This window comes from Nitrosomonas sp. Nm166, from assembly GCF_900112825.1.
Lineage (GTDB): Bacteria > Pseudomonadota > Gammaproteobacteria > Burkholderiales > Nitrosomonadaceae > Nitrosomonas.
In genome coordinates, this window is sequence record NZ_FONE01000002.1 from 91,355 (window position 1) to 116,883 (window position 25,529).

The window sequence follows — 25,529 nt, forward strand, 5'->3', positions numbered from 1 at the left end:
AATTAATAAAAATAAAAAATAGCGAGCATATCTTTTCCCATAGTAAATAATATCTTTGAGTTTAATTTAGAGGCTCCATTCATCCTAATGTTAGAGAGATAAGTATTATTTCAAGTATCCATAATTAATGGATAAAAGAGAATCTTATTTAGGATAAGGGGGCTTGCAGTTTTTTAGGAAGTTTTTTTGAGTTTGCTGAACTTGGACGATCCTATTTCCATACAAAATGGTGAGGGTCGTATTTTTTATTGCATATTGTCCTATGCAATAAAGCAATAAGAAAATGGGGAAAAATACATCTTTTTTTCTATATGGAATAGATCAGTTTCATGTAGGGTAAGCCCTTTGGATTATAAATTCCTGGCATCGGAATAATGGTTTTCTCGCAAGAGTTTTACATGGTTTTGTTTAGGCAAACTCGAAGCAGTGAGTATGGTAATAAATAACGTATTGTTTATACAAGAAATAAAATTTATTTCGGCGAATATTTTTCTTATTCTGATGATACTGAGTCAATTAACAGGTTGTACAGTGATTCCAGGGCAGCATATGCGAGCATTTTCCACTCAATCTAGTGTAGAAATGCCGACTCAGGAAGATAACGAGACAATTCTGAAAAGGCTTAACATTCAGACAATTAATGCTCAATTAATTGTTAATATGGAAAAAGATATCAATAATCGTAGCTTAGGCCCTGACAATGTCGCTAATCATTATTTTGATTATCGCATTGGTTCGAAAACCATAAAAGGTACCCCTGAGAAAGAACCCTATGATCAATATCGTGTGGGTCCGAGAGATATTCTTAATATTACTGTTTGGGGACATCCGGAGTTAACAATTCCTGCTGGTGAATTTCGTAGTGCTGAAACGGCAGGTAATGTCGTTGGAGAAGACGGTACATTTTTTTATCCTTATGCCGGTGTGATTCAGGCTGCTGGTAGAACAGTTGAGGAAATTCGCGCAGAGTTAACTCGAAAACTTTCTAAATATATTGAAAATGTTCAGCTTGATGTGCGCGTAGCTGGATATCGTAGTCAACGGGTTTATGTTGTGGGTGAAGTTGCACAACCGGGGATTCATCTGGTCAAGGATATACCGTTGACTGTACTGGAAGCGATTAATAGTGCGGGCGGGGTAAAACCTGAAGCGGATCTACGTAACATTACGTTAACACGTGACAACAAGACATACAGTATTAACCTGTTGAGTCTTTACGAAGGCGGTGATATCAAACAAAACGTATTGCTCAGACATGGAGATGTTCTCAACGTGCCTGATAATGTCCTTAATAAAGTTTTTGTTTTGGGTGAGACCACGTTAGGACGTGGTTTTGGTGTCAGGCCACGAAGTGTCATTATGAATAAAGCACGCATGACATTGACCGAAGCGTTGGCTGAAGGAGGAGGTTTTGATCAGGAAACTTCTGATGCTGCCAGAATCTTTGTATTCAGAAGCGCACTGGGACGATCAGCAATCTTTCATTTGGATGCTAAATCTCCAGATGCGCTCATCTTGGCAGATCGCTTCCCTTTGCAACCGCGCGATGTGGTTTTTGTTGATCGGGCTGAAGGTATTCGCTGGAACCAGATTATTGCGCAAATACAACCGACCGTTGATTTGCTGAATTTATTTGACGGATCCTTAAGAGTTCAACCGTTTAGAACATTACCTTGATCTTTAATTATTCAAACTCCGTATATGTTCAACTCTTCAACTGACGCCCCTAAAGATCCAGTTAATTACTACTTGGCGAATCCAGAAAACGATGAAATCGATTTAGGTGAATTGCTGGGTATATTAATAGATGGTAAATGGCTTGTTATTGTGGTTACCGTCATTGTATTTTCGATAGGTATAGCAAAAGCATTTCTCGATACACCGATCTACAAAGTGGATGCTTTGTTACAAGTCAATGAGAAGCCTAAAACGATGGCAGGATTGGAGCCATTGAACGATATATTAAAAAGTAATATGCCAGTAATGGCGGAAATTGAGCTTATTAAATCCAGGATGGTATTAGGAGAAGCCGTTAAAAATCTGGGTTTAGAGATTATTGCCAGACCGCGATATTTTCCGCTTGTAGGTGAGACCATTGTCCGAAGGTTTGATCAAAAAAATCAAGATAACGCGATTTCCAGTCCTTTATTTGGCCAACCACATTTTGCCTGGGGTGGTGAAGCGATACAGGTCAGCACTTTTACCGTACCGGATAATTTAAAGGATAAAGAATTAACTTTGCTGACTGAAAACGAAGGGCAATTCCAAATCCTGCATAATGACGAGACTATCTTAACAGGTAAAGTTGGCAAGTTGATCAGTGAACAAATTTCTGATAACCAACCACCCGTAACGATTTTTGTGTCGCAATTAAAAGCGCGCCCAGACACTCAATTTATTCTCATCCGGCAGTCAGAAACAAGGGCCATTCGGCAATTGAAAGAGAGTCTGACTGTATCTGAGAAAGGGAAAAATACAGGCATACTCGAGCTGACAATGGAATCACCGGATCCAGGTCATGCTGCGCGGGTATTGAATGAAATAGCCAGCATTTATGTAAAACAAAATGTTGAGCATAAATCTGCTGAATCACAAAAAACCTTGGAATTTTTGGATAAGCAGTTACCTGCCCTTAAAGATCAAATGGAATCAGCCATGCTTACCCTGAATGAATATCGAAATAAAAAAGGCTCTGTTGATCTGGATATTGAGACACAAAATATTTTGAAGGGTGTGGTGGAAATCAAAACTCAAATTACGCTATTACAACAGAAACGTGATGAATTAAGACAGAGATTTACTGAATCCCATCCTAATGTTATTGCTGTAGACAAGCAGATTTCCCGTTTGCAGGAACAGATGAGTGCACATGAAAAAATGGTTAAGGTGCTACCAGAAACACAGCAAGTCATTTTGGGGTTGTCTGGAGACGTAAAAGTGACGACCAGTCTCTACAACGCGTTGCTTAACAATGCGCAAGCTTTACGCGTAGCAAAAGCAGGAACAGTAGGGGATGTACGAGTCATCGATTATGCGGTATTGCCCATAGAAGCGATTAAACCTAATAAAAAACTCATTATTGGCGTAGCGTTTGTTTTAGGATTATTTTTAGGTATTGTCGCAGTGTTTATTCGTAGATTGTTATATCGTGGCATTGAAGATCCTGATTTAATTGAAAAATATCTGAGTGTTCCGGTTTATGCGACGGTCTCTCATAGCAGAAGCCAACGAAAAATTGATAAAGAAATTAGTAAGCCCGTCAAGCTAGATCAAAAGATGCCAAATCTTTTGGCTTTGCAAAATAAAGAAGATCTGGCGATTGAAAGTTTACGCAGTTTGCGTACAACAATGCATTTTTCTTTATTAGAAGCACAAAACAATGTCATCTTGATTACTGGGCCAAGGCCAGGCGTCGGCAAGACTTTTATATCATCTAACCTTGCTGCAGTCATGGCTGATGCCGGTAAGAGAATATTATTGATAGATGCTGATATGCGTAAAGGCACTATTAATAAATTGCTTGGCGTAAGGAGAGAAAACGGCTTATCTGAAATGATCTTAAATTCGATTACTGTTCAGGATGCGACGCATAAACTGCCGCTGACCAGCATCGATTTTATTCCTACAGGGACAATTCCGCCCAACCCTTCTGAGCTATTGTTACACGAACGCTTTGGTGCCCTTCTGGAAGGGTTTACCAAACAATATGATCTCATCATTATTGACTCGCCACCTATCCTGGCTGTTACAGATGCCGCCATTATTAGCCGAATGGTTGGTGCGACCTTTATGGTTATCAAAGCAGGATTACATACCAAGCGAGAATTGGAGCAAAGCATGAAGAAATTTTCTCAATCGGGGACCTCCATTAAAGGATTTATATTCAATGATATGCCTGAATTATCATCTCGTTATGGGTATGGCTACAACTATGGCAGATATGTTTATCAATACAGCTACAAGAAATCAAATTAATAATCTTTAATTCGATGAATATTATTTCATTTTCGCTGAGTATTCTTTGTTCAATTTTGATTATTCGGCTCAGTATCTTTTTAATGTCAAATCTTAGCATTGCCGATAAACCAGATGGTGGGCATAAGCTGCATGATATCAGTACGCCTTTTGTGGGTGGTGTAGGGGTATTGGCAGCCTTCTTTGTCGCATTCGGCATATTGACTAACTTTTATACTGAGCATTCCCAGGAATGTTTTATTCTGGGAATTTGCTCAATTATCATTTTTGTTACCGGTTTTGTAGATGATGCTATCAAGCTTAGCTACAAGCTACGTTTTATGGTTCAAGCGATGGTTGCCCTTATCATGGCACTCATTGGTGGAATGATAGTAAGTGATCTCGGTAATTTACTTTTTGGTCTTCCTTTGCAACTGGGAATTTTTGCTGTTGCCTTTACCGTTTTTGCAACCATTGGTGGAATCAATGCATTGAATATGATCGATGGCGTTGATGGTCTTTCAGGATCGATTTCTCTGGCGACGCTTTTGTTAATCGGTGTTGTTGCGTTCCTGGCTGAAGATCAGCACAACTTAATACTCATCACCGCGCTTGCTGGTGGCGTGGTGGGTTTTTTATATTTTAACCTTCGTTATTCTACTAAGCGCTATGCGCGGGTTTTTCTGGGGGATAACGGCAGCATGCTGCTCGGCTTTTTATTAGCCTGGTTATTCGTTGATCTTTCTCAAGGTCAGAATCCGGCAATGACGCCGGTAACGGCAATTTGGCTATTTTCCATTCCACTCATGGATACTATCAGCGTAATGTTACGCCGGATATGTATCGGTCAGTCTCCATTTATGCCTGATTGTCTTCATTTACATCACTTATTACTAAAAGCTGGTTTTTTTGTAAATGAAACCACTTGCTTGATTACATTTTTACATATTTTACTTGGAACAATAGGATTAGCCGGTCTATACCTGGGCATTTCAGAATTCACAATGCTGATTGCATTTCTCCTGGTATTTTTCGGTTATTTTGCATTGACGTTACGTCCTGGACGGTTTGTAACAATGGTACGAAACTTCCGTATATTGTTTAGAACCCGGTTAGGATTTGCTCCAACAGCAAATAAAGGAACTCTCTCTGGTAAATACAGCGCCCAAGAAACCGAAGAGATAGCAAAGATAATTAACGAAGAACTCGGACCCGACATGAATTTTTCGATCAGAGTTTTTGAGCAGGCACCATCTCCTAATAAATTTCCCAATAATTCAGGCAAATGCTTTGCGTTTATTTTAAACATCTGGCTGAATAAAAACATATGCACCACAGAAGAGAAATTAGAACCCTATATTGCATCGCTACAGCAGCAATTGAAAGAGTAGCAGGACATAGAGCTACGCCGTTTTTTTAGACGTAAGGAAGATCTGAATCCTTATAATTCTGAAAGTCCCTACGATGAGTCGAGAATACGCCGCTGGCGTGGCTTGGGTCATCAAACGATTGCATTTGAAGTTACCCGCGAAAATAAGGAAATATAATGCCATGAATAAGAAAGCCTTAATTACAGGTGTGACCGGTCAGGATGGCGCATACCTGGCTGAGTTCTTGCTGAAGAAAGGTTATGAAGTGCATGGCATTAAGCGCCGTACCTCGTTATTCAACACCGACCGTATTGATCACCTTTATCGGGATCCACACGAAAAGGATGTGCGTTTCTTTTTGCATCACGGTGACATGACAGATTCATCTAGCTTGGTTCGTATCATTCAACAGGTGCAACCCGATGAGATATACAATCTGGCAGCACAATCGCATGTGGCGGTGTCCTTTGAGGAACCTGAATATACTGCTGATTCCGATGCTATTGGCACACTCCGTCTACTGGAAGCGATTCGCATACTGGGAATGGAGAAGAAAACGCGCTTTTATCAGGCTTCAACTTCTGAGTTATATGGAAAGGTACAGGAAATACCGCAATCAGAAACTACGCCTTTTTATCCACGCTCTCCCTATGCAGTAGCCAAACTATATGCTTACTGGATTACAGTAAATTATCGGGAATCGTATGGCATCTATGCTTGTAACGGCATTTTGTTTAACCATGAATCTCCTAATCGGGGTGAGACTTTTGTTACCCGAAAAATTACTCGTGCTTTGGCACGCATCAAACTAGGTCTGCAGAATTGCTTGTATCTTGGGAATTTGAATGCCAAGCGTGACTGGGGGCATGCCAGGGATTATGTGCGCATGCAGTGGATGATGTTACAGCAAGATGAGCCTGAAGATTTTGTGATTGCCACCGGGGTGCAATACTCAGTACGTGATTTTGTCAACATTGCCGCCAAAGAAGTGGGAATAGAAATAAACTGGCAGGGTGAAGGCGTGCACGAAACCGGAAGCGATCAGAAAGGCAATGTCATTGTATGCGTTGATCCACGTTATTTCCGCCCGGCTGAAGTCGAAACGCTGCTGGGCAATCCCGCCAAGGCCAAAAATAAGTTGGGCTGGACGCCTGAAATCAGTTTTGAAGAATTAGTTGCGGAAATGATGCGTGAGGATTTGAAGTTAGCCGAGGTAGATACGCTGATCAAGCGTCAAGGTTATAAGGTATATGACTACAAAGAATAGATTGGCATATCGCAATTTTCGTGCAGTCGGCATTCGGTATACTGTTCAGTAGTGTGGATCAAAAGCGGATGACAGTATGATTGCAACAGATCAAGGGATACCGATGTTATCGTACGGGATAAATAGGCGTATTTTTTAACTTACTTAATTTCCAAGAGAGCCTGAATACTTATGCGACTGAATTCGCGGCAAATTAATGTCATCCAGCAAGCTGTTTCTGAATTGGCAGGAAAAGATGCAACAGTGCGCTTGTTTGGTTCCCGTACAGATGACAATGCGCGCGGCGGTGATATTGATCTGCTTGTAGAGATCCCGCACTCAGTGGAAAGCCCTGCCTGGTTGAGTGCAAGAATATCGGGGCGGATAAGTTACCTGCTAGGAGGTCAAAAGATTGATGTCATCTTGCTTGCCCCTAATTTGGAGCACTTCCCAATTCATGACGTGGCGCAAAAAGAGGGCTTGATACTATGAATATTTCCCCACAGAAAAAGCTTCGGCTCCAATTTCTGGCAAGGGTGGTAAGCAAGGAAATACATTATTTACAACTAACAGATCGGCGCCTCTTTGATGTTCCTTTTACTCGTGAAAAGGCGGAGCGGCTAGAGAAGGATGTGGATCTTGCTGAGCGCGTGGATGCATTTGTGAGTCGCTTTGGGCGATTGCAGGATACAGTAGGAGATAAACTACTGCCAACTTATCTGAACGCGGTGGGTGAAACAACCGGCCCTGCTGTGGATAATTTAAATCGGGCAGAAAAACTTGGCTTGGTAGAGTCTACGGAGATATGGATGGCATTACGTGATTTGCGCAATCAGATGGTACATGAATATATGGAGGATCTGGATAAACTGGCAGAAGCGCTAAACAGAGGGCATGAGCATGTATCTACGCTCACAGCGGATGCTACTAGAATATTGGTTGATTTGGAGACAAGAGGCTGGATAACTTCCCGAAAGTAGATTAACCGAAACTTCAATGCCATTGCGGTCAGAGATAAAACAATAGAGGGATAGACTACGCTACTTGTTATTGAAGTAATGTGAAGTACAAACGAGTATAAAGTATGAAATTTTTTTGTGAAGAAATTTTAAGAATGAAGAATGCATTAAGGTAATACTTGATTCGCCATCCTATGACACCACACCCAGTAGTATCTCATCAATAATGTAAATGTATGAGTAGCGCACTCAAATCACAGTTTGACAGCCTAAAACGTAATGGTGGTGCTTTTGCATTAAGTGGTTCGAGCCAAATAATCAGTAGCCTTACTAACTTTGGAATTGTGTTGTATTTGGTTCGGATTTTGGAAAAGGATGATTTTGGTCTTTATTCACTCGGTTTTGCCTCCTATCTTATTATTTCAGCATTATTGGCAGCAATATTTGCTGTACAGTACGTAGTAAATAACCCAGATCGCGCAGAGCATGAGCGGCGTTCGTATGCCATGCATCATGTGGTAGCCATGATCATTATCAGCATCTTAATCGTGTTGTTAGCAGCGATGCTTAAAGTAGCACTCTCTATAGATTCAGAGCTTATTTACATAGTGCAAGACTTGGCCTTGCCTGTGGCCATGGCTACACTTGGTTTCGCTACCCGAGACATGGTGGTACGCATTGCCTTTGTGGAGCGCAGGGAATGGCTGGTGTTGGGTAGTGCTATGAGTGTAGCAACGAGCACCGCGATTGCATTTTTTATAATCCACATTCTTTCAATCAATCAAAGCGCATCTATGGGGCTTGGAATCGTTGCTTTTAGTCAATTGATAGGCGCTGTCTTTACCCTATATATGCTTCGTTTGCCCTGGTGCCAATTGAGTTTCGGTGAGTTACGAAAGGCTTTTGTAGAATCGTGGCAGGGCGGACGCTGGTACGCTATGACCAGCATTGTCTACAGCGTGCGTACTCAGGCACATAACTTCGTCATCCTACCCATTCTTGGACTGGCTGCATTGGCTGAGGTGAATGCCACGCGCATCCTGCTGACCCCGGCAGTGATGGCGATTCCACCTCTTTATCAGGTCGTTATGCCGCGCCTGGCCGAAATGCGCGGCCGTAATCCTGTGGTCGTGCAGCGTCACATCTGGATAACCGTTGCAGGATTGGTCGGTTTTGCCTTGATCTATTCTGCAGCTTTGCTGTCAGTGCTGGATATTGCTTTGCCTCTGGCTTTGGGACCGAGCTATGCTGCTCTCGAACCAGTAGTGTTGGCTTGGTGTGCAGTTACGGTATTCATGGCTGCGCGAAACGGCTTAACCATGGGGCTGGAGATACGCAAAGAATTTAAAGACATGCTGATCGTAAACTCCTCGGCTGCCTTGGTTGCGATAATATTGGCTGCAGGTTTTTCATTTTTTTGGGGCGGCATGGGTGCGGTATGGGCATTTGCGATGGCTGAGCTGATTCTTTGCTTACTGCTGTATCGGGTACTAATGCGCGCGCTTACCAAAGAAAAATTAGCCGATGAAGGCAAAACTGAATCACATGGCGCTGTCGCCAGCGTAGGGAAATCCCAAAACCAGGATTCGTTGCAACGTGGCGATATGGTGCCGCCAATGGTTCCCAAGCGGTAACAATCATGCAGATCCCCGTAAGTGCCATTCTCACCATTCTGGCTATTGGCAGCGTGTTACTGATGCCATTGCTCTTCCTGCCAACCCTGAGGCACGGTGTGTCCGTTGCAATTCACAAACGCTGGTTTGCTTGGCCCGTTCTATTGTTGTTTGCTTTGTTGTTTTGGCCCAATGATTCTGTCCAGACTTACACTGCAGATGTTGATCTGGGTACTCAACGGCTGCTCCGCATCGTGATTACTTGCGGACTTTTTCTAGTTCTGCTGCCAAGATTCTTGAAGGAACCAATCTGGCTGAAACGTTCAATCTTGAATTGGTATCTACTGTATATTTTAGCTTGCTTAGTTTCTGTGATCTATTCCCTTGACTGGCGCGAGGCGTTATGGAAATCCTTCGAGTTGGTGGTGATCTTAATGATTGCCTCAGTCGTTCGAATCGACATTCGACGTGGCTTGCTTACGCTGAATGAGATTCTTTCCATCTATATGTTGCTGTTGTTTGTAACCGTGCTGTTCGCATTCATTGGTTGGTTAACCTTTCCTCAATACGGCTATGATCAATGGAGTTTCCTCGGGAGCGAGAGCCTATCGCGATCACTGGGGGGCATCGTGCCACGAATTTCTCCCAATTCACTCGGACAGTTCGCCGCCATGGTGCTGTTTGCTGGCGTGGCGAGTTGGGTTTTATCTGGAAAACTTGGCAAAGAGAATCTGATTTTTATTGTGACTGGTGGCATTGTTCTTGTTCTGGCCCATGCCAGAAGCTCCATCGCAGCGGTTGCTTTGCTGATTATGATTTTGTTGCTTGCAAGCAAGCAAGCTGCAGGAAAGTTATTGCTTCTGCCTATCCTGGTGTTTAGCGCACTAGGTGCTGAGCCGCTGATTGGATATTATATGCGGGGACAAGATATTGACCAGTTTCAGAGCTTGTCCGGGCGTACTCACATGTGGGAAATCGCCTGGCAGTCGATTCTGGAAAATCCTTGGTTTGGTATCGGATTTGCAGGCCATAAAACGCTCAACATCTCGATAGGCATGGAATATTCGACACTCGACAGCACTTATATCGAAGCTTTTGTAAACGTCGGAGTATTCGGTGCTTCATTTCTTCTTTTGTTTATTCTGCTTGTGATGATACGAATGACGATGCTATTCATTCAATCGGTGCGTACAGGCACAGCGTTTAACATACCATTAGTCGTCGCGGCAGGTTTTATCTTTCTGATGTTCGTGCGTTCCTTGTCAGGTGCCTCGTTTCAGGTGCTGCATTGGAACCTTCTGATGTTGCTGACCTTGGTCGTTGCCACTCTGGAATCCATTCCTTCGGTATTTATGCAAGCACAAAGTGTGCAGTCAAAAAAACGGTGATAGTGAAATGAATAGACAGTATGCGGCTCTAGGCACTGATGAATCAAATAAATTTCAAGTTGGAGAAGGAAAATTTCTTCAGGATTTATTCTCTGGATTGAACAAGACTGGTATTCATTACGCCGTTATGCGCAATCACGAACCGCTGCCCTACAGCACAGGTGGTAGTGATTTGGATATATTTGTAAACCCCGTTGATGTTAAGGCAGCTAAGAATCTATTAATTGATGTTGTGCAGCGTGTAAATGGTGAGATTATAGGGGTGGTTCAGACTTGGAATTTCTTTGAAGCCTATGTTTTAGGTTGTCTTGATGGACAATGGTGGGGAGTTTGTGTCGAATTTTACAGTAGTATTGCATTCAAGAGCGCAGTTCCCTTAGTTAACCAGGAAGCTCTCTCGCGGCACTTGGAATTACATAATAACATCGCGATTGTTCCTCATGAAATCGGAAATACAATTGGCTACATTAAAGAAATTCTTGTTCACAATGACTTTAGAAAAGACAAACCACAGTATCAGGAGAGTGCCGCATTCCTTGTCAATCAAAGACCGAATTTGTTTGATGAGATATTTTTTCCTTTGGGTGCGTGTGGCCGTAATTTGCTTTCGGGTGTGCTGGATGGCAAACCTCCTTTCGAAACTGCATCAAGGATCATGAAGTTTCGTTATTCCATGCTGGCTCTGGCATTTATTCGAAACCCATTCTTGTTCACATATAGAAGATTTGGGCATGAGTTCTTTAGATTGAGTCGATTTGTTAGGCCATCTGGTACTGTTATTGCTATTTTGGGTGTAGACGGTGCCGGAAAATCCACTGTGATCAATGCAATTTTGTCTGCCCTGAATGCAGCGACACATAATGCGGTGGTTGTACAGCATTTGCGCCCCACCTTACTGCCGCCATTGGCCCGTTTGAAAGGGAAGCAGCACGTACATACCGGCCCGGTGCTGGAGCCCCATGGTTCAAAGCCATCCGGCAAATTGGGCTCCTTATTCCGCTTGGCCTACCTGACTCTTGATTACCTTATCGGCTACTGGTTATGGACGCGCCCGAAAATTGCCAAGCAGCCTACTGTGGTAATTTTTGATCGCTATGCATACGACATGGCGCTAGACCCGCGCCGCTTTCGTATTGGCCTATCGAGCCGGGTGGCGGGGTGGTTTGCTGCGCTTGCACCCAAGCCGGATCTTATTATTTGCCTGCACGGCAACCCTGAGGTGATCGTGGCGCGGAAGCAGGAATTGCCGCTGGAAGAAACCCGGCGACAGGTCGATGCGCTGCGGGATTTTGCAAGCCGTGAACCACGTGCGGTGCTGATTTCCACGGACAGCAGTATTGAGGAGACGCGAGATCGAATATTGCAATCTCTGTGTGAGTTTTTGCGGGCCAAGGCTAGGAAGAATCTATAAATAATGGATACAACACTGGATTTTCGGTTTGGCTGGCGCTGGCTGTTACCCCTACAGGCAGGTCGTGATATCCGATTGTTTGGATTTGTAGCCGAGGAAGAACTGTTCTGGCGAGAGGCTATGCAATGCAAGGAAGATGCTCGTTACCCTGAAATACTACTGGTGAATGGCACTCATTGTCCCGAGCACTCTGGTCCTTCGGATGCGGAAATCGATGCTGCCCATTTGGTTTGTGTGATAGCCAACAGAACACAAGGCTGGCATTGGCGTAAGAGACTGAAAGTAGCTTTTCCGCAATTGAGGGAATATGGATTGTTACCGGCGGGAGTTCCGCGTGTAGTAATACCGCTAACCACCTCGCAGATGGCAGTAACAGCCTTAGGTTTGCATCGTCCCGGTCGCTTGATTGCGCGGCTGGGTCTGTGCTTGGCAGGCGTACTGGCCAGTGTGGGGAATTTTGCGTTGCTGCGCAGCCGTGTTTTACTGATTGCATCACGGGAATCCACCGACATCGCCAAAGATGCGGTGCAAGCAACAGGTTGCGCACGTTATGACAAGCAGGTTATGGATTATGCTCTGTACCTTGGCACGCCTGATGATAACCGAAAGACAGTGGTTTTGCCGTTGGGGTCATCGTCACCTACTGCAATTCTCAAGGTAGCTGCAACATCAAGAGCACATGCTTCTCTTAAAAATGAAGCTGATGCTTTGCATATACTAAGCAAGTCTTCTCTTGCAGCTCGCGTTCCCAAATTATATGAAACGATAGAATCCAATAGCACTTTAACCCTTTATCTAGAATATCAGCCTCGTAAATTAGTCAACCGGCAACGGATGAACGAGGCCGTGGTTGCGTTTCTTGCCGAGCTATCGCAGTTGAGTGCTGTGAGAGTACCACTTGCAGATTTAATGCCAACATTACCTGCGATTGTCAGTGAGGAATTGCATGAAGAGACTGTCGTAGCCTATCGTAAATTGTGTATTCAATTACAACAGCTCGCTGAATCTGGTGCATTAATCTCAATGCATCGCTGCCATGGAGATTTTGCGCCGTGGAACTGTGCCTGGACAGAGCAGGGATTATTTGTTTTTGACTGGGAAGCGAGTAAGCAACGGGATTTAACCTTTGGAGATGCATTTTATTATGTTACTGCTCCGGCACTACTGGTGCAACACAATGCAAATGCGCAGGCAGTACTGACTGCGACCTTGCAAATGTCTGGGAAGATAGCAGTCGCTGTGAATATCGACGAAACGGAAGTGGAAATATATTTGGCGCTTTGGCTTCTAAGCCGATTGCATCAAGGTGACCTATACGAGAAGATGCTCGTGTTGATAGCGAGAAGCTGGCCATGACTGAGCGTTTAAGGATACTCATTTCCGCCTATGCATGCAGTCCTTATAAGGGGTCTGAACCGGGTGTGGGTTGGGGCTTTGTTTCAGAATTAGCAAAATTCCATGATCTATGGGTAATCGTCGAAGAAGAGAAATTTCGCGCTGATATTGAGCAATATCTAAATGAGAATCCCGAACTGGGGAAGCATGTGCGATTTTACTTTATACAAAAACTGCGTAATCGCTGGTTACGTAAATTGTGGCCGCCTTCGTATTATTGGTATTACCGCCGCTGGCACCAGGATGCTTACCGCTTGGCGCAGCAATTGCACACGAGAGTGAGGTTCGATTTAACGCATCAGTTGACCATGGTCGGCTTTCGCGAACCCGGATATTTGTGGAAACTAGGCATTCCTTTTGTTTGGGGACCGATTGGGGGTATGGGGTTGTTTCCATGGAAATTTCTTCCGGTGATGGGTATGTATGGGGCATGCTACTATCTGGGCTATAATCTTTTAAACTGGCTACACACGCACTTCCTCGAACGTCCCCGGCAAGCTGCCAGTAGTGCTGCATCCGGCTTTGCTAATGGGTTGATTACGGCAACGCCAGAGAATCGAGATGGCGCAGTTAAATACTGGGGTTGTGCTAGCACAGTAGTGACTGAAGTAGGTTTGCCTCGTGAGCCATTGCTGCAGATTCGCGAGCGGATGTCGGGTGAGCCTTTGCGTTTGGTTTGGACTGGATCCCATACTCCAGGCAAAGCATTGAATATTGCATTGCTGGCGCTCAGCCGTGTATCGGTTAATGTGAATTGGGAATTGCACATTTTGGGTACGGGTCAACAGACTTCGGCATGGAAAAAATATGCTCATAAGCTGGGTGTCAGCGCACGATGTTATTTTTATGGTTGGATGCCGAGAGAGCAAGCGCTAGATGTAATGCAAAATGCACATGGAATGCTGATTACCAGCTTACGCGATTTGACTTCGAGTGTAACCGTGGAGGCGCTTGCCTTGGGTTTGCCCATAGTATGCCTTGATCATTGTGGTTTTGCTGAAGTGGTGGATGAGACTTGCGGAGTAAAAATTCCGGTAACTACGCCGAGCGAAGTGGTTGTAGCAATCGCACGAGCAATAGAGCAATTGGCGCAAGATGAGGGCAAGCGACAAGAATTAGCACGCGGTGCATTGCAACGGGCGCGCCATTTTTCCTGGGAAGAGAAAGCGCGATTAGTTGATCAAATTTACCGAGCCAAGGTAGGAGACCCTCCACTTTCTAGACAGATGAATCATGAAAGTGCTGCTCGCGCATAATTATTATGGTTCTTCTGCACCTTCTGGTGAAAATCAAGTTTTTGAAGCGGAAGGTAATTTACTGCGGCAGCGGGGTCATGAGGTGAGCGAATTTCTTCGTCACAGTGACACCATTCGTGCTAAGGGTGCATGGGGTGCGGTTCAGGGGGCATGCTCGACACCATGGAATCCTTTTGCCGCTAAGATGATCCGGCAAACCGTTGAGACCTGCCGCCCTGAAGTGGTGCATGTGCATAACACTTTTCCATTACTTTCACCCGCTATATTTCACGCCATTGGACAGCGTGCGGCACGTGTGCTGACATTGCATAACTACCGCCTGTTCTGTCCTGCAGCGATTCCGATGCGAAACGGTAAGGTCTGTACTGATTGTATGGACCGTCATTCTGTCCTACCTGCTTTGCGCCATGGCTGTTATCGGGGCAGCCGTCTGGCCACATTACCATTGGCTGCTAATGTAACTTTGCATCGATACTTAGGTATCTGGACAAAGCAGGTCGATGCTTTTATCGCGCTGACTGATTTTCAACGTGAAAAAATGATTGAAGCCGGATTACCCGCTGATCGAGTACACGTCAAGCCGAACTTTTATCCCGGCAATCCAATCGTTGTGCCTTGGGCAAATCGTCGGCAGAGCGTGGTTTTTGCGGGGCGCTTGACGGCTGAAAAGGGTGTGCTGGTGCTGGTACAAGCGTGGTTGATGTGGGGTGCGGCGGCGCCGGAATTGCGTATCGTAGGTAATGGCGAGTTGCGTGCAGAACTCGAGCAGTTAGCTGCAACTGTACCTGAAGTGCCGATTCGTTTTCTTGGTCAGCTGACAGGTGATGCGGCGCAAAAGGAAATTGCCCGTGCTCGCCTACTGGTGCTGCCTTCTGAATGCTTTGAAGGCTTCCCCATGGTGATTCGAGAAGCTTTTGCTTTTGGTACGCCAACAGCAGTGTCAAGTATTGGTCCATTACCCTCAATCGTGCGACAAGGAGAAAATGGCGTGACCTTCGCGCCAGGTAACCCACAATCACTACTGAGTGTAGTACGTACTACATGGGAAAAGGCTGGAGAACTGGATCAGCTGGCAGTGGGCGCACGTCGTTCTTATGAAACATTGTATAACGAGGAGGTAAATTACCGCATGCTAATGACGATTTATCAGCAGGCGATGGAAGCTCTCTCATCAAGGAAAGGCAGCATACAAGTTTAATTCGGAGGAAGTAAGGGAATGGAGTCGGCTGGCCAACCCCCGTGAGGTCAAAATTTGGATCAAAATATCAGCAGATTTAAATGAAAAATCGGATTAATACTCCGAATTTTCAAATATAATGCTGTTATGATTTTACGAATTCATCATCTTGAGTTGCTTAAACAACAGCTTGCGAATTTTCCTATCGTTGCTGTTTTGGGTGCCCGGCAGGTGGGCAAAACAACGCTTGCCCGTCAATTAGAAGATGGTTGGGATGGGCCCAAGCGGTATTTCGATTTGGAAGATCCGGATGATCAGGCACGGCTTGCAGACCCAGCTTTTGTTTTGCGTGAGCTTAAAGGGTTGGTGGTGCTAGACGAGATTCAGCTACGCCCGGATATTTTTTCATTGCTGAGAGTGTTGGCTGATCGACCCCATGCGCCTGCACGATTCTTGATTCTGGGGAGTGCGGCTCCCGAGTTACTCAAACACACTGCCGAGAGTTTGGCTGGAAGAGTAGTTTTTCATGAGCTGGATGGGTTGGCGCTGCATGAGATTGCGCAAGGAATTTCTTCTTCTGACTGGTTGGATACGCGTTGGCTGCGCGGTGGTTTTCCGCGCGCCTTATTGGCTGACAATGCGCAGCTTAGTCGTGAATGGCGTGATGCGTTTATCCGCACGTATCTTGAACGTGATTTGCCGCAATTGGGTATCAATCTTCCCGCGTTGACGCTGCGCCGATTTTGGACGATGCTGGCGCATTATCACGGGCAAACATGGAATGGGAGTGAGTTAGCGCGGTCACTGGGGGTGAGCGATAAAACGGTGTCACGTTATTTGGATATTTTGGAAGGCACGTTCATGACTTACAGGCTGATGCCTTGGCATGCGAACGTGGGCAAACGGGAAATAAAATCTCCTAAGGTTTATGTGGCGGATACGGGTTTGCTGCATAGCTTGCTGAGTATCAGTGATCAGGATGCTCTGTTGGCGCATCCAAAATGTGGTGCTTCGTGGGAGGGATTTATTCTGCACGAAGTTATCCGTCGCACTGATGCAAAACAGGGTGAGGTTTTTTTTTGGAGCGTGCATGCAGGGGCTGAGTTGGATTTGCTGATTCTTCAGGATGGCCGACGCTTGGGTTTTGAAATTAAGTTAACCAGGTCACCAAAAGTCACCGCCTCAATGCGTTCTTCAAAAGAAACGTTAAAGTTGGATCACTTGTATGTGATGTGTTACGGTACCGGCGAACCTTGGCCAATGTCGGAAGGCGTGACGGCAGTTCCTGCTTCTTGCTTGGCTGCGGAGCAGTGGTTGCCGATAAGATGACTTGCCGGATGTAAATGACAATTAGTGAATCGTCAATGGAAGTAGGTCAACAAAGAAGAGAGATGCACAATGATTGGGCCAGTTGAGAACATAGCAGGATATAAGGTGGGCGCCCAGAGCGTGCGAGCATGTGTGACGGATATCGTGTCATGGATAAAAAACAGGAAACAAGTAAGAAAAAAAGATGAAAATTGCCGCTGGCTTGCTTGTATAAATCCGCATTCGTATGCGGTTGCCCTGAATGATGTTGTGTTCTCGCGAGCGCTGCACGCTGCTGATTGGCTTATTCCTGATGGGGCCGGTGTAGTTTTTGCCTCGAAATTGCTAAATGGTCATATTCGTGAACGAGTAACTGGAAGCGATATTTTTCAAGGGGTGCTCGAGGAATTGAATCGGACAAATGGCTATAGCGTGTTTTTTCTGGGCTCAACGGATGAAACGCTGGCTGCCATTCGAGCGCGTATGGTGGTGGATTATCCAAATATTCGATTAGCAGGAACGTATTCACCACCTTTCAAGCCGGTCTATTCCAAGGAAGAATTAGATGCGATGGTGACAGCGATCAATGACGCTGCACCGGATGTATTATGGGTAGGTATGACAGCACCCAAACAGGAGAAGTGGATTTACGAGAATCGCACACGATTGAATGTGAAGTTTGCAGGCGCGATTGGAGCAGTATTTGATTTTTATACCGGCCAGGTGAAACGTTCGCATCCGTTCTTTCAGCGTATAGGTTTGGAATGGTTACCCAGACTGATTCAGCAACCGCGGCGGCTTTGGCGAAGAATGTTTGTGTCGGCGCCGATCTTTGTTTTGCATGTGTTACGGCAAAGGCTGGGTATAGTGCAACGATAGAAGAATTCTGAATTAAATGATCGCATACAGGTTGTGAGGATTGTTGATGCAGCCTCTGTACTTTTAAATTCTTTTAAAAGGTAGATTAATGACAAAAATTTATGTGGCAGGACATAGGGGAATGGTGGGCTCGGCAATTGTTCGCAGTTTGCAGGCAAAGCAAGAGGAAGGCGAAGCAATCGAATTGATTATCCGCACGCACGCTGAATTGGATCTAACCGATCAAGCTTGCGTCAAAAGTTTCTTTTCAGATGCACGGCCAGATGTGGTGATATTGGCAGCGGCAAAAGTGGGAGGGATACACGCCAATAACACTTATCCTGCCGAATTTATTTACCACAACATGATGATGGAATGCAATGTGGTGCATCAGGCCTGGGCGGCGGGTGTGAAACGTTTGCTGTTTCTGGGCAGTTCATGTATTTATCCCAAGTTTGCGCCACAGCCGATGCGTGAGGATAGTTTGCTGACAGGAACGTTGGAGCCGACTAATGAGCCGTATGCAATCGCAAAGATTGCCGGCATCAAGCTATGCGAAAGTTATAATAGACAGTACGGGGCGTCGCATGGCGTCGATTACCGAAGTGTAATGCCAACCAATTTATATGGACCGAACGATAATTTTCATCCAGAAAACAGTCACGTGGTACCAGCCTTGATGCGACGTTTTCATGAAGCTGTGGCGGCAGATGCATCGGAAGTTGTGATCTGGGGTAGTGGTAAGCCTTACCGTGAATTTCTGCATGTGGATGACATGGCCGAGGCAGCGCTTTTCGTACTAAATTTGCCGCAGGCAATCTATGAGGCGAATACGTTGCCGATGCTGTCGCATATTAATGTAGGTACAGGGCAGGAAGTATCGATTGCTGAACTTGCTGAGTTAATTGCGAAAATAACGGATTTTTCCGGGAAGATTGTGTTTGATTCGAGCAAGCCTGATGGCACACCTCGGAAACTGATGGATGTGTCGCGGTTGAAGAATATGGGATGGTCCGCAAAGATAGGTCTTCGTGAAGGTTTGGAAAATACGTATCGTTGGTACCAACAGGCATCGATGGTGCGATCAGTATAAATTTCGATATTGCTATAGCGCAGAAAAGATTTGTAGTGCGAAATGTTATTTACTCTCCATGTAAATAAAACACATAAGTGTTGAGCAGATAGAGCGTGAACAGGCCGAGGCTAATCCAGCCGACATTGATGAACAAGCGGGTTTGGGGTCGATAAACCAGGCCAACGATGACGATTCCGCTCATGATGACAGCAGACATGGCGGAAAAAGCGTGCAGTGATGAGGTATGTGTCAGTAGTGGACCGGTGAAAAAAATTATATCTTGAAAAGCCAGAATAAAAATATTAAACAGATTGCTGCCTAGTAGATTGGCAATGGCCATATCCAGCGCACCGATACGGAATGCGGCAATGCTTACAGCCAGTTCAGGAAACGAAGTGGTCGCAGCAATAAACAGCGTACCTACAAAAGTATTGTGCCACCCCATCACTTCAGCCAGCCGTGTACCTACAAACGGTAAATATATGCCGACAGCAATAACAGCGATGGCGGACAGCATATAGTATATATATGCCTGATTCTTAGTTATTTCCGGATAGCGGTCTGCCACTTGCTCAGCAAACTCCTTTATCTGCGCGCGTTCATGGACAAATATTGCCCGCATGGCAACGATATAGAACAATATGATGGCGGGGGTATAAGCTCCTATGTGAGCAATGTTGAGAGTCGCTTTATCCGCCAGTAGCACATTCAAACCTACGAAACCGATCAGTATCACACCAAATCCTGCGGACAGAATATGACTTGGGCTGGCGCAACGGTACATGGGTTCGCCACGTACCAGGAAATCCAGTATCACCAGAATGACCAGATTAAATACACAACTGCCCAGTATGCTGCCGACTGCAATATTAGGTACATTTGCTAATGTCAGTGCGCTGACGCCCGTGGCCAACTCTGGCAGTGAAGTGACAGTGGCCAGCAAAATAAGCCCGATCCAGCTACCAGACAGGCCGGTCTTGTCTGCAATGACATCGGCGTAGCGGCATAGCTTGGCACCAGCAAAGCCAATCAACACGGCACAAGTGCCGAATTCAAACCAGATCAGTAAGGCATTCATTATGTAATTTGTATTTCTGACGCTGGCAACAGCAGCATTGGATTGATGTAGTGGTTACTTGCATTATCGCCTCCCATCGTACCAAATGGGTAATTTTTTCTTATCCTGCAGGGCGCGGCGTGGGCTGAGAAAAACGTTTAACATTTGACTGGCGAGTTCCCGGCCGGTATAGAGCTGCACTTTACGGGGTGAGGTAACCAAAGGATGGCGAGTTAGAATGGTGAATTTCAGGCCGTGCTTGCGCCCCCATTTTTTCAGCAAGCGGCTTAAATCAATTTCATCCGCCGCAAACAGATCCTGATTGAATCCACCTACTTCACGGAAGGCATCGGCGCGGCACACAACCAATGCACCAGATGCCCAGCGACACAAAACTGAAGTAATTGTCCATAAATGCATGACGGCTGCTCCCCACCACGGCAAATTCGGCATATGCATGACGCTGCCGCAACCTACGTATTTGCGGGTTTCAATCATTTTCAGAATGTCAGCTACCATACCGGGATTGAGTAAGCTATCTGCATCCACAAACAATAGCCAGTCACCTGTCGCCACTGCCGCCCCAGCATTGCGCGCGCGGCCGATCTGATTAATCGGTTCGAACACGACTTTTGCGCCGGCCCGCTTGGCCAGCTTTGCTGTTTTATCCGTTGAATTATTGTCAACAACGATGACTTCGGCAGTAAACCCCGGTTTCTGATTAGCAGCCAATGACTCAGCAATGGAATCCAGACAGTGCGTGATCAAGCGCTCTTCATTAAAGGCGGGGACAATAATGGAAAGATGCATATGCAAACAATATAGATTTTAGGTAAGAATATTATCCCGTAAAACTGGATAAAAGTGAGAAACAACATCATACGCAATAATAATCAAGCAAAATAGCCATGCTGCTGGTTGCTGATTAGATGCAGAAAAATTCTATCCCAGCCGCTTCGTATTTCGCAACGCAAAATCAGCCATTTATGTTCTTGCAGAACACTGCATTCTTATTCGGTTATACTGCTTCAGTCAGAAACATTGATGAAAAGAGAGAATATCATGAAATTACTCACGTTATTGATTACTGGCTTGATCGCGGGCGGATTATCTGCTTGTTCCAGCACAAAACCTATCTTATATCCGAATACGTATTTTCAATCCGTAGGAAAAGAAGTGGCAGAGCAGGATATCGAATCTTGCAAGCAACTGGCAGAATCATCGGGTGCTAAGGAAGGGCATGGCAAGGTAGGGAATGTGGCAACCAGTACCGCGATGGGAGCGGGCGTTGGTGCAGCAGGCGGTGCTGTCGGCGGAGCGATTTACGGCTCGGCTGGGCAAGGCTCTCTGGTAGGCGCTGCAAGTGGCGCTGCAATAGGTTTGCTTAGAGGGATCCTGTACTCGGCAAGACCGGCGCAGCCTAGTCAAGCTTATGTGAATTTCGTATCCCGATGCTTGCAAGAGAGGGGCTATGAGGTTACCGGCTGGCAGTAACACGCGCAGGCGCCGTAGCGCTTAAATTCTGTAGTGCAACATGAGCCAGGCTTAGAGACCGCCAGCTCTTTCAGTAACCAACAAGGCCAGTATGCCCAATAATAGAATAATGACCCATTTGAGATGATGAGCGATGTTGCGTAATAGTATTTTTGTTTCTTCGTCCATGCTGTTATCCGCCTGTTCTTGATTGGGCTATAGTATCACTAATATAAATCAAAATATGGTTTGAGTAATCGATAACTTCGGATTGTCCTGTTGTGCCGTTTAATAAACGATAAACCGTACCCTTTCTTGTTGATGATTTTATTTAGGAAAGCTCTGAACAAGTGTCATCTCGAGCAAGGCGAGAAATCTATAACATTGATTGTTAAAAATTCCTCACTGCGTTCGGAATGACAGATGCGAATCATTCAGAGTTTCCTTCGATTGTCGAATTGCCGGGAAAAATTGCAGGTAATCTTTAATTCTTGAGTAATTAGGTCGTAATATCAATAGATTCTCTTTAAATATATTGCATGGAGGGATGGGAATGAATAAAGAACTTTCTTTTGATGATGAGAATGGCATTTATCCTGCTGCTGATGAGAATAACGAAGATGGCACGCTCATGAATAGCAAGATTCCGATAGGACGGTTTGCAGGTTTCATTGATGAATTTGAGACATTCAGTGATTTTGATGATGGCGAAGAAGATGATGATGTCGATTTTGATTCGCAGGGATTGTTTTAGGAAAGCTCTGAACAAGTGTCATTTTGAACAAAGCGAGAAATCTATGACATTGATTGTTAAAGATTCCTCACTGCGTTCGGAATGACAGATGCGAATTATTCAGAGTTTCCTTAGATTATCAACGGACAGTTTCTTGTTCGATAGACCGCAGGGGTTAGCTTTCTTGACTCTGAGGAGCTGAATATGACGAATGCTGATGTGGAGATTCTAGAAAAAACAATTTGTTTTGAAGGTTTCTTCCGTCTGGAACGTTATCGCTTGCGGCATCGATTATTTAATGGTGACTGGAGCCGGCCGATGATGCGCGAGTTATTTGAGCGCGGTCATGCAGCGGCTGTCTTGCCGTATGATCCCATCCGGGATGAAGTGGTTCTGATTGAACAATTTCGCGCGGGCGCGCTGGCTGCACCAGGCGGGCCGTGGCTGCTGGAGATTGTGGCCGGCATGATTGAAGCTGGTGAAACAGCCGAAGCAGTGGTGAAGCGAGAAAGCGTGGAAGAAGCAGATTGTGTCATTACTGATCTTATTCCGCTGTATGACTATCTGGTCAGCCCGGGCGGCACGACAGAGCGTGTAGCGTTATTTTGCGGTCGGGTCGATGCGACGCATGCGGGAGGTGTGCATGGCGCAATTGACGAAGGTGAAGATATCAAGGTGCATGTCGTCAAACTGGAAAAGGCGCTGACATGGTTGAATTCAGGCAAACTAAACTCAGCCAGCGTGATCATTGCATTGCAGTGGCTGGCTTTAAACCGGCATACCGTGCTAAGGCAGTGGTCTTCTTCCTGATGCCTGAATCAATGATTGGATTGGTAACCCATAGCGCATTTCTGGTTCATTTCGCCTTCTTGCCCTGATTTTTCTTACGCCAGAACAATTCCGACTGCGCCAGTTCTTCCCACATGGAACTGGATAAATCGGTATGTTGCGTAATTTCGAATTCCAGCATACCGCTGATACGGCCGAGCTCAAAGCTGAGCGCGGGGGATTGCTTGGACAATCTTTGTAGCAATTGCATGCCGATCCGCAAATCATTGGCATATCCCAGCTCATCTTGCAAGTCTGACAGCGCAGTGATGAAGTGATGAGCAGGTTTTCCGTAGAGTGGTGCAAAGGCTTCCGCTATGTAACGCATTTTCTTGGCGGCAATGCGCGCCAAGTGGCGCTTGGCTGGGTCAAGTCTGGCAAAGCCGTGACAGCGTTTGCGCAGGCTATGCCAGCGCTTTTCAAGAACTGCTTCAGCCCATAGCGTGATGTTTTGCATGGGTGCATCAGTGAATGCAGGCAGCAGGCTGTAACCAATATCGAGCACGAGTTGGGTAAATGCGGGCTTGAGCAATAACGCCTGTGCCCGGTGGCGAGCATGCGCAGCCACTTCGTGCATTTGATTCAGGGTTGCACTTTCAATCGGCGTATTTTCCGCTGATTTCTCCAAGGTGGTGAGTAGCTTGGGCAGCGTCTCATACAGAAAAACATCCCAATCGCGTGCGGCATTGAGTGCCTGCATTGACTTGCGTAGTGACTGATCCCAATCAGGCGGAGCCTGATTCAACGATTTCGCCAGCAGTACGCCGGTGCGCAAGCGGCGCAATGCAACGCGAAGCTGATGCAGATATTCGATGTCGTGCGCATTTTCCAGAAAGCCTGGTATATTGGCGACCGTTTGGACCAATGCAGTCTGCACGATGGCATTCCAGGATTCGGCAGCGGTTTGATCCTTATGAATTGCCGGCTGTATTGCTTTGCTCGGCGCAGGCTTTGCTGCACCGCTCAGCAAATAGCCGCGTTCTGCTTTGCTGCGAGGTTCGATGTGCAGCGGCACTTGCTGTAGCAATTGCGTTGCGATATCGAATAGAAACGCCGGTGCTCCGGATTTGAGTTCGATCTCCACTTCGCAAATCTCCCGGTATGCTTCTCCGGCGTAGATTTTTCCTGTATCGAGCGCCACTTCGGCATGTGCTGCATGATTACTTACCTGCCAAGTGATACGTTGAAACTCGGTAGTAAATACTGGTGCGATACGCTTCAGCTTGATTCCGTCAAGCAGATCCAGGGCGATGTGCGGTAGCACGGAAAAATCCGGGTGACTGCCGTCAGTGATCGCCATTTCCCATTCCGGACGACTGGCCAACGCGCCGACTGATTGGGTTTCGGCTTTCAGCGTTTGAATCCATTGATCATCTACCCGGCGCACGCGCAGCGCGATGCCGCGCCGCATCAGATCAAATTTCGGTGTGTCGAAATAAATGCTGAGTAGGGGACGCTGTTCCGGTGCGATTTCGCTTAACAGGGGATGCCGCCGGATACGTCCAGTATGGCGTGGAAGCAAAGCCAGTTTCAGTTCAATTTCCATGAAAGCTTCCTTGTCTAAGCAACGCTACTGCCGTGTGGTTACACAATTTTCAACGTGTCGAAATTGATGCCCGCAGGTGCCGATGGTGTTTTCAGTTTCATGCCTTTCAGCGCGTTTACGATATGATCAGCAATGACCAGATTGCGATACCACTTGTAGTTGGCCGGTACGATATACCAGGGTGCCTGATGAGTACTGGTGGCGGCTATCATGGTTTCAAACGCCTCGATATATTTTTCCCATAATTTCCGTTCTGTCAGATCCGCATCGTTGAACTTCCACCGTTTCTCCGGATTGCTCATGCGCTCTTCCAGCCGTTTCTTCTGCTCGTCCTTTGATATATGCAGGAAAAACTTCAGGATGACTGTACCATTCTCAAACAATAATTCCTCAAATTCCTTGATCTGATCAAATCGCTGCTGCGCCGACTTGTCCGATATTGATCCATGCACCCGGGTAATCAGCACATCTTCATAATGCGAGCGGTTAAAAATGCCGATCTGACCCTTGGCTGGCGCTTTCTGATGCACGCGCCACAGAAAATCATGACCAAGCTCTTCCGCTGATGGCGTTTTGAAAGTCACCACTTTGCATCCCTGCGGATTGACACCGGACATCACATGCTTGATCGTGCTGTCCTTGCCACTGGTATCCATTCCCTGCAGTACGATCAGCAAGGCACGGTTGCCGTTGGCATACAGACGCTCTTGCAATTCGCTCAATCGACTGGTCAATTTTTTTGTGACTGCCTTGGCTTTTTCCTTGTATTCATCGGTTCTCTGATAGTCGCCGGTGTTGCCAGGGTTGAAATGGGACAAGGATAATTTGCTGCCGGGTTTTACTTGGTAGTTTTTCATTTGGATTTCTGTGCTGTTATTCTGT

Annotated in this window: 22 protein-coding genes; 18 read left to right on the plus strand and 4 right to left on the minus strand. The window is 45.9% G+C overall.

Going from position 1 to position 25,529, the window contains the following annotated elements:
• Window positions 1-432 precede the first annotated feature (432 nt).
• The 15 genes from BM021_RS01170 to BM021_RS01240 all read left to right on the plus strand — a co-directional run bounded on the left by BM021_RS01170 (window position 433) and on the right by BM021_RS01240 (window position 19,028).
• Entirely contained in the window at window positions 433-1,677 is a 1,245-nt protein-coding gene (locus tag BM021_RS01170) for a polysaccharide export protein (RefSeq protein WP_090717771.1), read from the plus strand.
• A 24-nt stretch (window positions 1,678-1,701) separates the two neighbouring features.
• Entirely contained in the window at window positions 1,702-3,975 is a 2,274-nt protein-coding gene (locus BM021_RS01175) for a polysaccharide biosynthesis tyrosine autokinase (protein ID WP_090717773.1), read from the plus strand.
• 83 nt (window positions 3,976-4,058) lie between these two features.
• Window positions 4,059-5,345: an MraY family glycosyltransferase gene (locus tag BM021_RS01180; RefSeq protein ID WP_177186265.1), complete on the plus strand. Its 1,287-nt coding sequence runs from the start codon at window positions 4,059-4,061 to the stop codon at window positions 5,343-5,345.
• 160 nt (window positions 5,346-5,505) lie between these two features.
• Window positions 5,506-6,591: a GDP-mannose 4,6-dehydratase gene (gene gmd / locus BM021_RS01185; RefSeq protein WP_090717865.1), complete on the plus strand. Its 1,086-nt coding sequence runs from the start codon at window positions 5,506-5,508 to the stop codon at window positions 6,589-6,591.
• Between the two features lie 171 nt (window positions 6,592-6,762).
• Window positions 6,763-7,062, plus strand: a complete 300-nt coding sequence (locus BM021_RS01190) for a nucleotidyltransferase domain-containing protein (protein WP_090717776.1) — start codon at window positions 6,763-6,765, stop codon at window positions 7,060-7,062.
• Complete coding sequence (locus BM021_RS01195; RefSeq protein WP_090717778.1) at window positions 7,059-7,550, plus strand: hypothetical protein; 492 nt, start codon at window positions 7,059-7,061, stop codon at window positions 7,548-7,550. The genes BM021_RS01190 and BM021_RS01195 overlap by 4 nt, the downstream gene beginning before the upstream one ends.
• Before the next feature lie 215 nt (window positions 7,551-7,765).
• Window positions 7,766-9,163: a lipopolysaccharide biosynthesis protein gene (locus tag BM021_RS01200; RefSeq protein WP_090717780.1), complete on the plus strand. Its 1,398-nt coding sequence runs from the start codon at window positions 7,766-7,768 to the stop codon at window positions 9,161-9,163.
• 5 nt (window positions 9,164-9,168) lie between these two features.
• Window positions 9,169-10,530, plus strand: coding sequence for an O-antigen ligase family protein (locus BM021_RS01205; RefSeq protein ID WP_090717781.1), 1,362 nt, complete (start codon window positions 9,169-9,171; stop codon window positions 10,528-10,530).
• Window positions 10,531-10,537: 7 nt separating this feature from the next.
• Entirely contained in the window at window positions 10,538-11,941 is a 1,404-nt protein-coding gene (locus tag BM021_RS01210) for a hypothetical protein (protein ID WP_143074271.1), read from the plus strand.
• A gap of 3 nt (window positions 11,942-11,944) precedes the next feature.
• A complete protein-coding gene (locus BM021_RS01215) occupies window positions 11,945-13,297 on the plus strand; it encodes a phosphotransferase (protein ID WP_090717787.1) in 1,353 nt (450 codons plus the stop codon).
• The gene (locus tag BM021_RS01220; protein WP_090717791.1) at window positions 13,294-14,592 is read left to right on the plus strand and encodes a glycosyltransferase family 4 protein; all 1,299 of its coding nucleotides are present in this window, start codon (window positions 13,294-13,296) and stop codon (window positions 14,590-14,592) included. Before BM021_RS01215 ends, BM021_RS01220 begins: the two co-directional genes overlap by 4 nt.
• Entirely contained in the window at window positions 14,570-15,790 is a 1,221-nt protein-coding gene (locus tag BM021_RS01225; protein WP_090717795.1) for a glycosyltransferase family 4 protein, read from the plus strand. Before BM021_RS01220 ends, BM021_RS01225 begins: the two co-directional genes overlap by 23 nt.
• A gap of 126 nt (window positions 15,791-15,916) precedes the next feature.
• A complete protein-coding gene (locus BM021_RS01230; RefSeq protein WP_090717799.1) occupies window positions 15,917-17,098 on the plus strand; it encodes an ATP-binding protein in 1,182 nt (393 codons plus the stop codon).
• Window positions 17,099-17,167: 69 nt separating this feature from the next.
• A complete protein-coding gene (locus BM021_RS01235) occupies window positions 17,168-17,956 on the plus strand; it encodes a WecB/TagA/CpsF family glycosyltransferase (RefSeq protein ID WP_090717803.1) in 789 nt (262 codons plus the stop codon).
• A gap of 88 nt (window positions 17,957-18,044) precedes the next feature.
• Window positions 18,045-19,028 carry a GDP-L-fucose synthase gene (locus tag BM021_RS01240; protein WP_090717806.1) on the plus strand — a complete coding sequence of 328 codons (984 nt, stop codon included), beginning with the start codon at window positions 18,045-18,047 and terminating at the stop codon, window positions 19,026-19,028.
• Window positions 19,029-19,077: 49 nt separating this feature from the next.
• On the opposite strand, the gene BM021_RS01245 is transcribed toward BM021_RS01240, so the two are convergent.
• Together BM021_RS01245 and BM021_RS01250 are read right to left on the minus strand one after the other, a co-directional pair.
• The gene (locus tag BM021_RS01245) at window positions 19,078-20,088 is read right to left on the minus strand and encodes a sodium:calcium antiporter (protein ID WP_090717809.1); all 1,011 of its coding nucleotides are present in this window, start codon (window positions 20,086-20,088) and stop codon (window positions 19,078-19,080) included.
• Window positions 20,089-20,151: 63 nt separating this feature from the next.
• Window positions 20,152-20,877: a glycosyltransferase gene (locus tag BM021_RS01250; protein ID WP_090717812.1), complete on the minus strand. Its 726-nt coding sequence runs from the start codon at window positions 20,875-20,877 to the stop codon at window positions 20,152-20,154.
• Window positions 20,878-21,129: 252 nt separating this feature from the next.
• Between BM021_RS01250 and BM021_RS01255 the strand changes: the two genes are divergently transcribed.
• From BM021_RS01255 to nudF, 3 genes are all read left to right on the plus strand, one after another.
• Window positions 21,130-21,561, plus strand: coding sequence for a glycine zipper family protein (locus tag BM021_RS01255; protein ID WP_090717816.1), 432 nt, complete (start codon window positions 21,130-21,132; stop codon window positions 21,559-21,561).
• A gap of 532 nt (window positions 21,562-22,093) precedes the next feature.
• The gene (locus BM021_RS01260; RefSeq protein ID WP_090717819.1) at window positions 22,094-22,294 is read left to right on the plus strand and encodes a hypothetical protein; all 201 of its coding nucleotides are present in this window, start codon (window positions 22,094-22,096) and stop codon (window positions 22,292-22,294) included.
• 183 nt (window positions 22,295-22,477) lie between these two features.
• Entirely contained in the window at window positions 22,478-23,083 is a 606-nt protein-coding gene (gene nudF / locus BM021_RS01265) for an ADP-ribose diphosphatase (RefSeq protein WP_090717822.1), read from the plus strand.
• A gap of 46 nt (window positions 23,084-23,129) precedes the next feature.
• Here nudF and BM021_RS01270 read toward each other — a convergent pair whose 3' ends face one another.
• Together BM021_RS01270 and BM021_RS01275 are read right to left on the minus strand one after the other, a co-directional pair.
• Window positions 23,130-24,647, minus strand: coding sequence for a CYTH and CHAD domain-containing protein (locus tag BM021_RS01270; protein WP_090717825.1), 1,518 nt, complete (start codon window positions 24,645-24,647; stop codon window positions 23,130-23,132).
• Between the two features lie 38 nt (window positions 24,648-24,685).
• On the minus strand, window positions 24,686-25,504 hold the full coding sequence (locus BM021_RS01275) for a polyphosphate kinase 2 family protein (protein WP_090717827.1): 819 nt from the start codon (window positions 25,502-25,504) through the stop codon (window positions 24,686-24,688).
• Between the last annotated feature and the right edge of the window lie 25 nt (window positions 25,505-25,529).

Coding starts and splice junctions, on each gene's coding strand:
- BM021_RS01170 (WP_090717771.1), top strand. CDS start 433: ATGGTAATAAATAACGTATTGTTTATACAAGAAATAAAATTTATTTCG.
- BM021_RS01175 (WP_090717773.1), top strand. CDS start 1,702: ATGTTCAACTCTTCAACTGACGCCCCTAAAGATCCAGTTAATTACTAC.
- BM021_RS01180 (WP_177186265.1), top strand. CDS start 4,059: ATGTCAAATCTTAGCATTGCCGATAAACCAGATGGTGGGCATAAGCTG.
- gmd (WP_090717865.1), top strand. CDS start 5,506: ATGAATAAGAAAGCCTTAATTACAGGTGTGACCGGTCAGGATGGCGCA.
- BM021_RS01190 (WP_090717776.1), top strand. CDS start 6,763: ATGCGACTGAATTCGCGGCAAATTAATGTCATCCAGCAAGCTGTTTCT.
- BM021_RS01195 (WP_090717778.1), top strand. CDS start 7,059: ATGAATATTTCCCCACAGAAAAAGCTTCGGCTCCAATTTCTGGCAAGG.
- BM021_RS01200 (WP_090717780.1), top strand. CDS start 7,766: ATGAGTAGCGCACTCAAATCACAGTTTGACAGCCTAAAACGTAATGGT.
- BM021_RS01205 (WP_090717781.1), top strand. CDS start 9,169: ATGCAGATCCCCGTAAGTGCCATTCTCACCATTCTGGCTATTGGCAGC.
- BM021_RS01210 (WP_143074271.1), top strand. CDS start 10,538: ATGAATAGACAGTATGCGGCTCTAGGCACTGATGAATCAAATAAATTT.
- BM021_RS01215 (WP_090717787.1), top strand. CDS start 11,945: ATGGATACAACACTGGATTTTCGGTTTGGCTGGCGCTGGCTGTTACCC.
- BM021_RS01220 (WP_090717791.1), top strand. CDS start 13,294: ATGACTGAGCGTTTAAGGATACTCATTTCCGCCTATGCATGCAGTCCT.
- BM021_RS01225 (WP_090717795.1), top strand. CDS start 14,570: ATGAAAGTGCTGCTCGCGCATAATTATTATGGTTCTTCTGCACCTTCT.
- BM021_RS01230 (WP_090717799.1), top strand. CDS start 15,917: ATGATTTTACGAATTCATCATCTTGAGTTGCTTAAACAACAGCTTGCG.
- BM021_RS01235 (WP_090717803.1), top strand. CDS start 17,168: ATGATTGGGCCAGTTGAGAACATAGCAGGATATAAGGTGGGCGCCCAG.
- BM021_RS01240 (WP_090717806.1), top strand. CDS start 18,045: ATGACAAAAATTTATGTGGCAGGACATAGGGGAATGGTGGGCTCGGCA.
- BM021_RS01245 (WP_090717809.1), bottom strand. CDS start 20,088: ATGAATGCCTTACTGATCTGGTTTGAATTCGGCACTTGTGCCGTGTTG.
- BM021_RS01250 (WP_090717812.1), bottom strand. CDS start 20,877: ATGCATCTTTCCATTATTGTCCCCGCCTTTAATGAAGAGCGCTTGATC.
- BM021_RS01255 (WP_090717816.1), top strand. CDS start 21,130: ATGAAATTACTCACGTTATTGATTACTGGCTTGATCGCGGGCGGATTA.
- BM021_RS01260 (WP_090717819.1), top strand. CDS start 22,094: ATGAATAAAGAACTTTCTTTTGATGATGAGAATGGCATTTATCCTGCT.
- nudF (WP_090717822.1), top strand. CDS start 22,478: ATGACGAATGCTGATGTGGAGATTCTAGAAAAAACAATTTGTTTTGAA.
- BM021_RS01270 (WP_090717825.1), bottom strand. CDS start 24,647: ATGGAAATTGAACTGAAACTGGCTTTGCTTCCACGCCATACTGGACGT.
- BM021_RS01275 (WP_090717827.1), bottom strand. CDS start 25,504: ATGAAAAACTACCAAGTAAAACCCGGCAGCAAATTATCCTTGTCCCAT.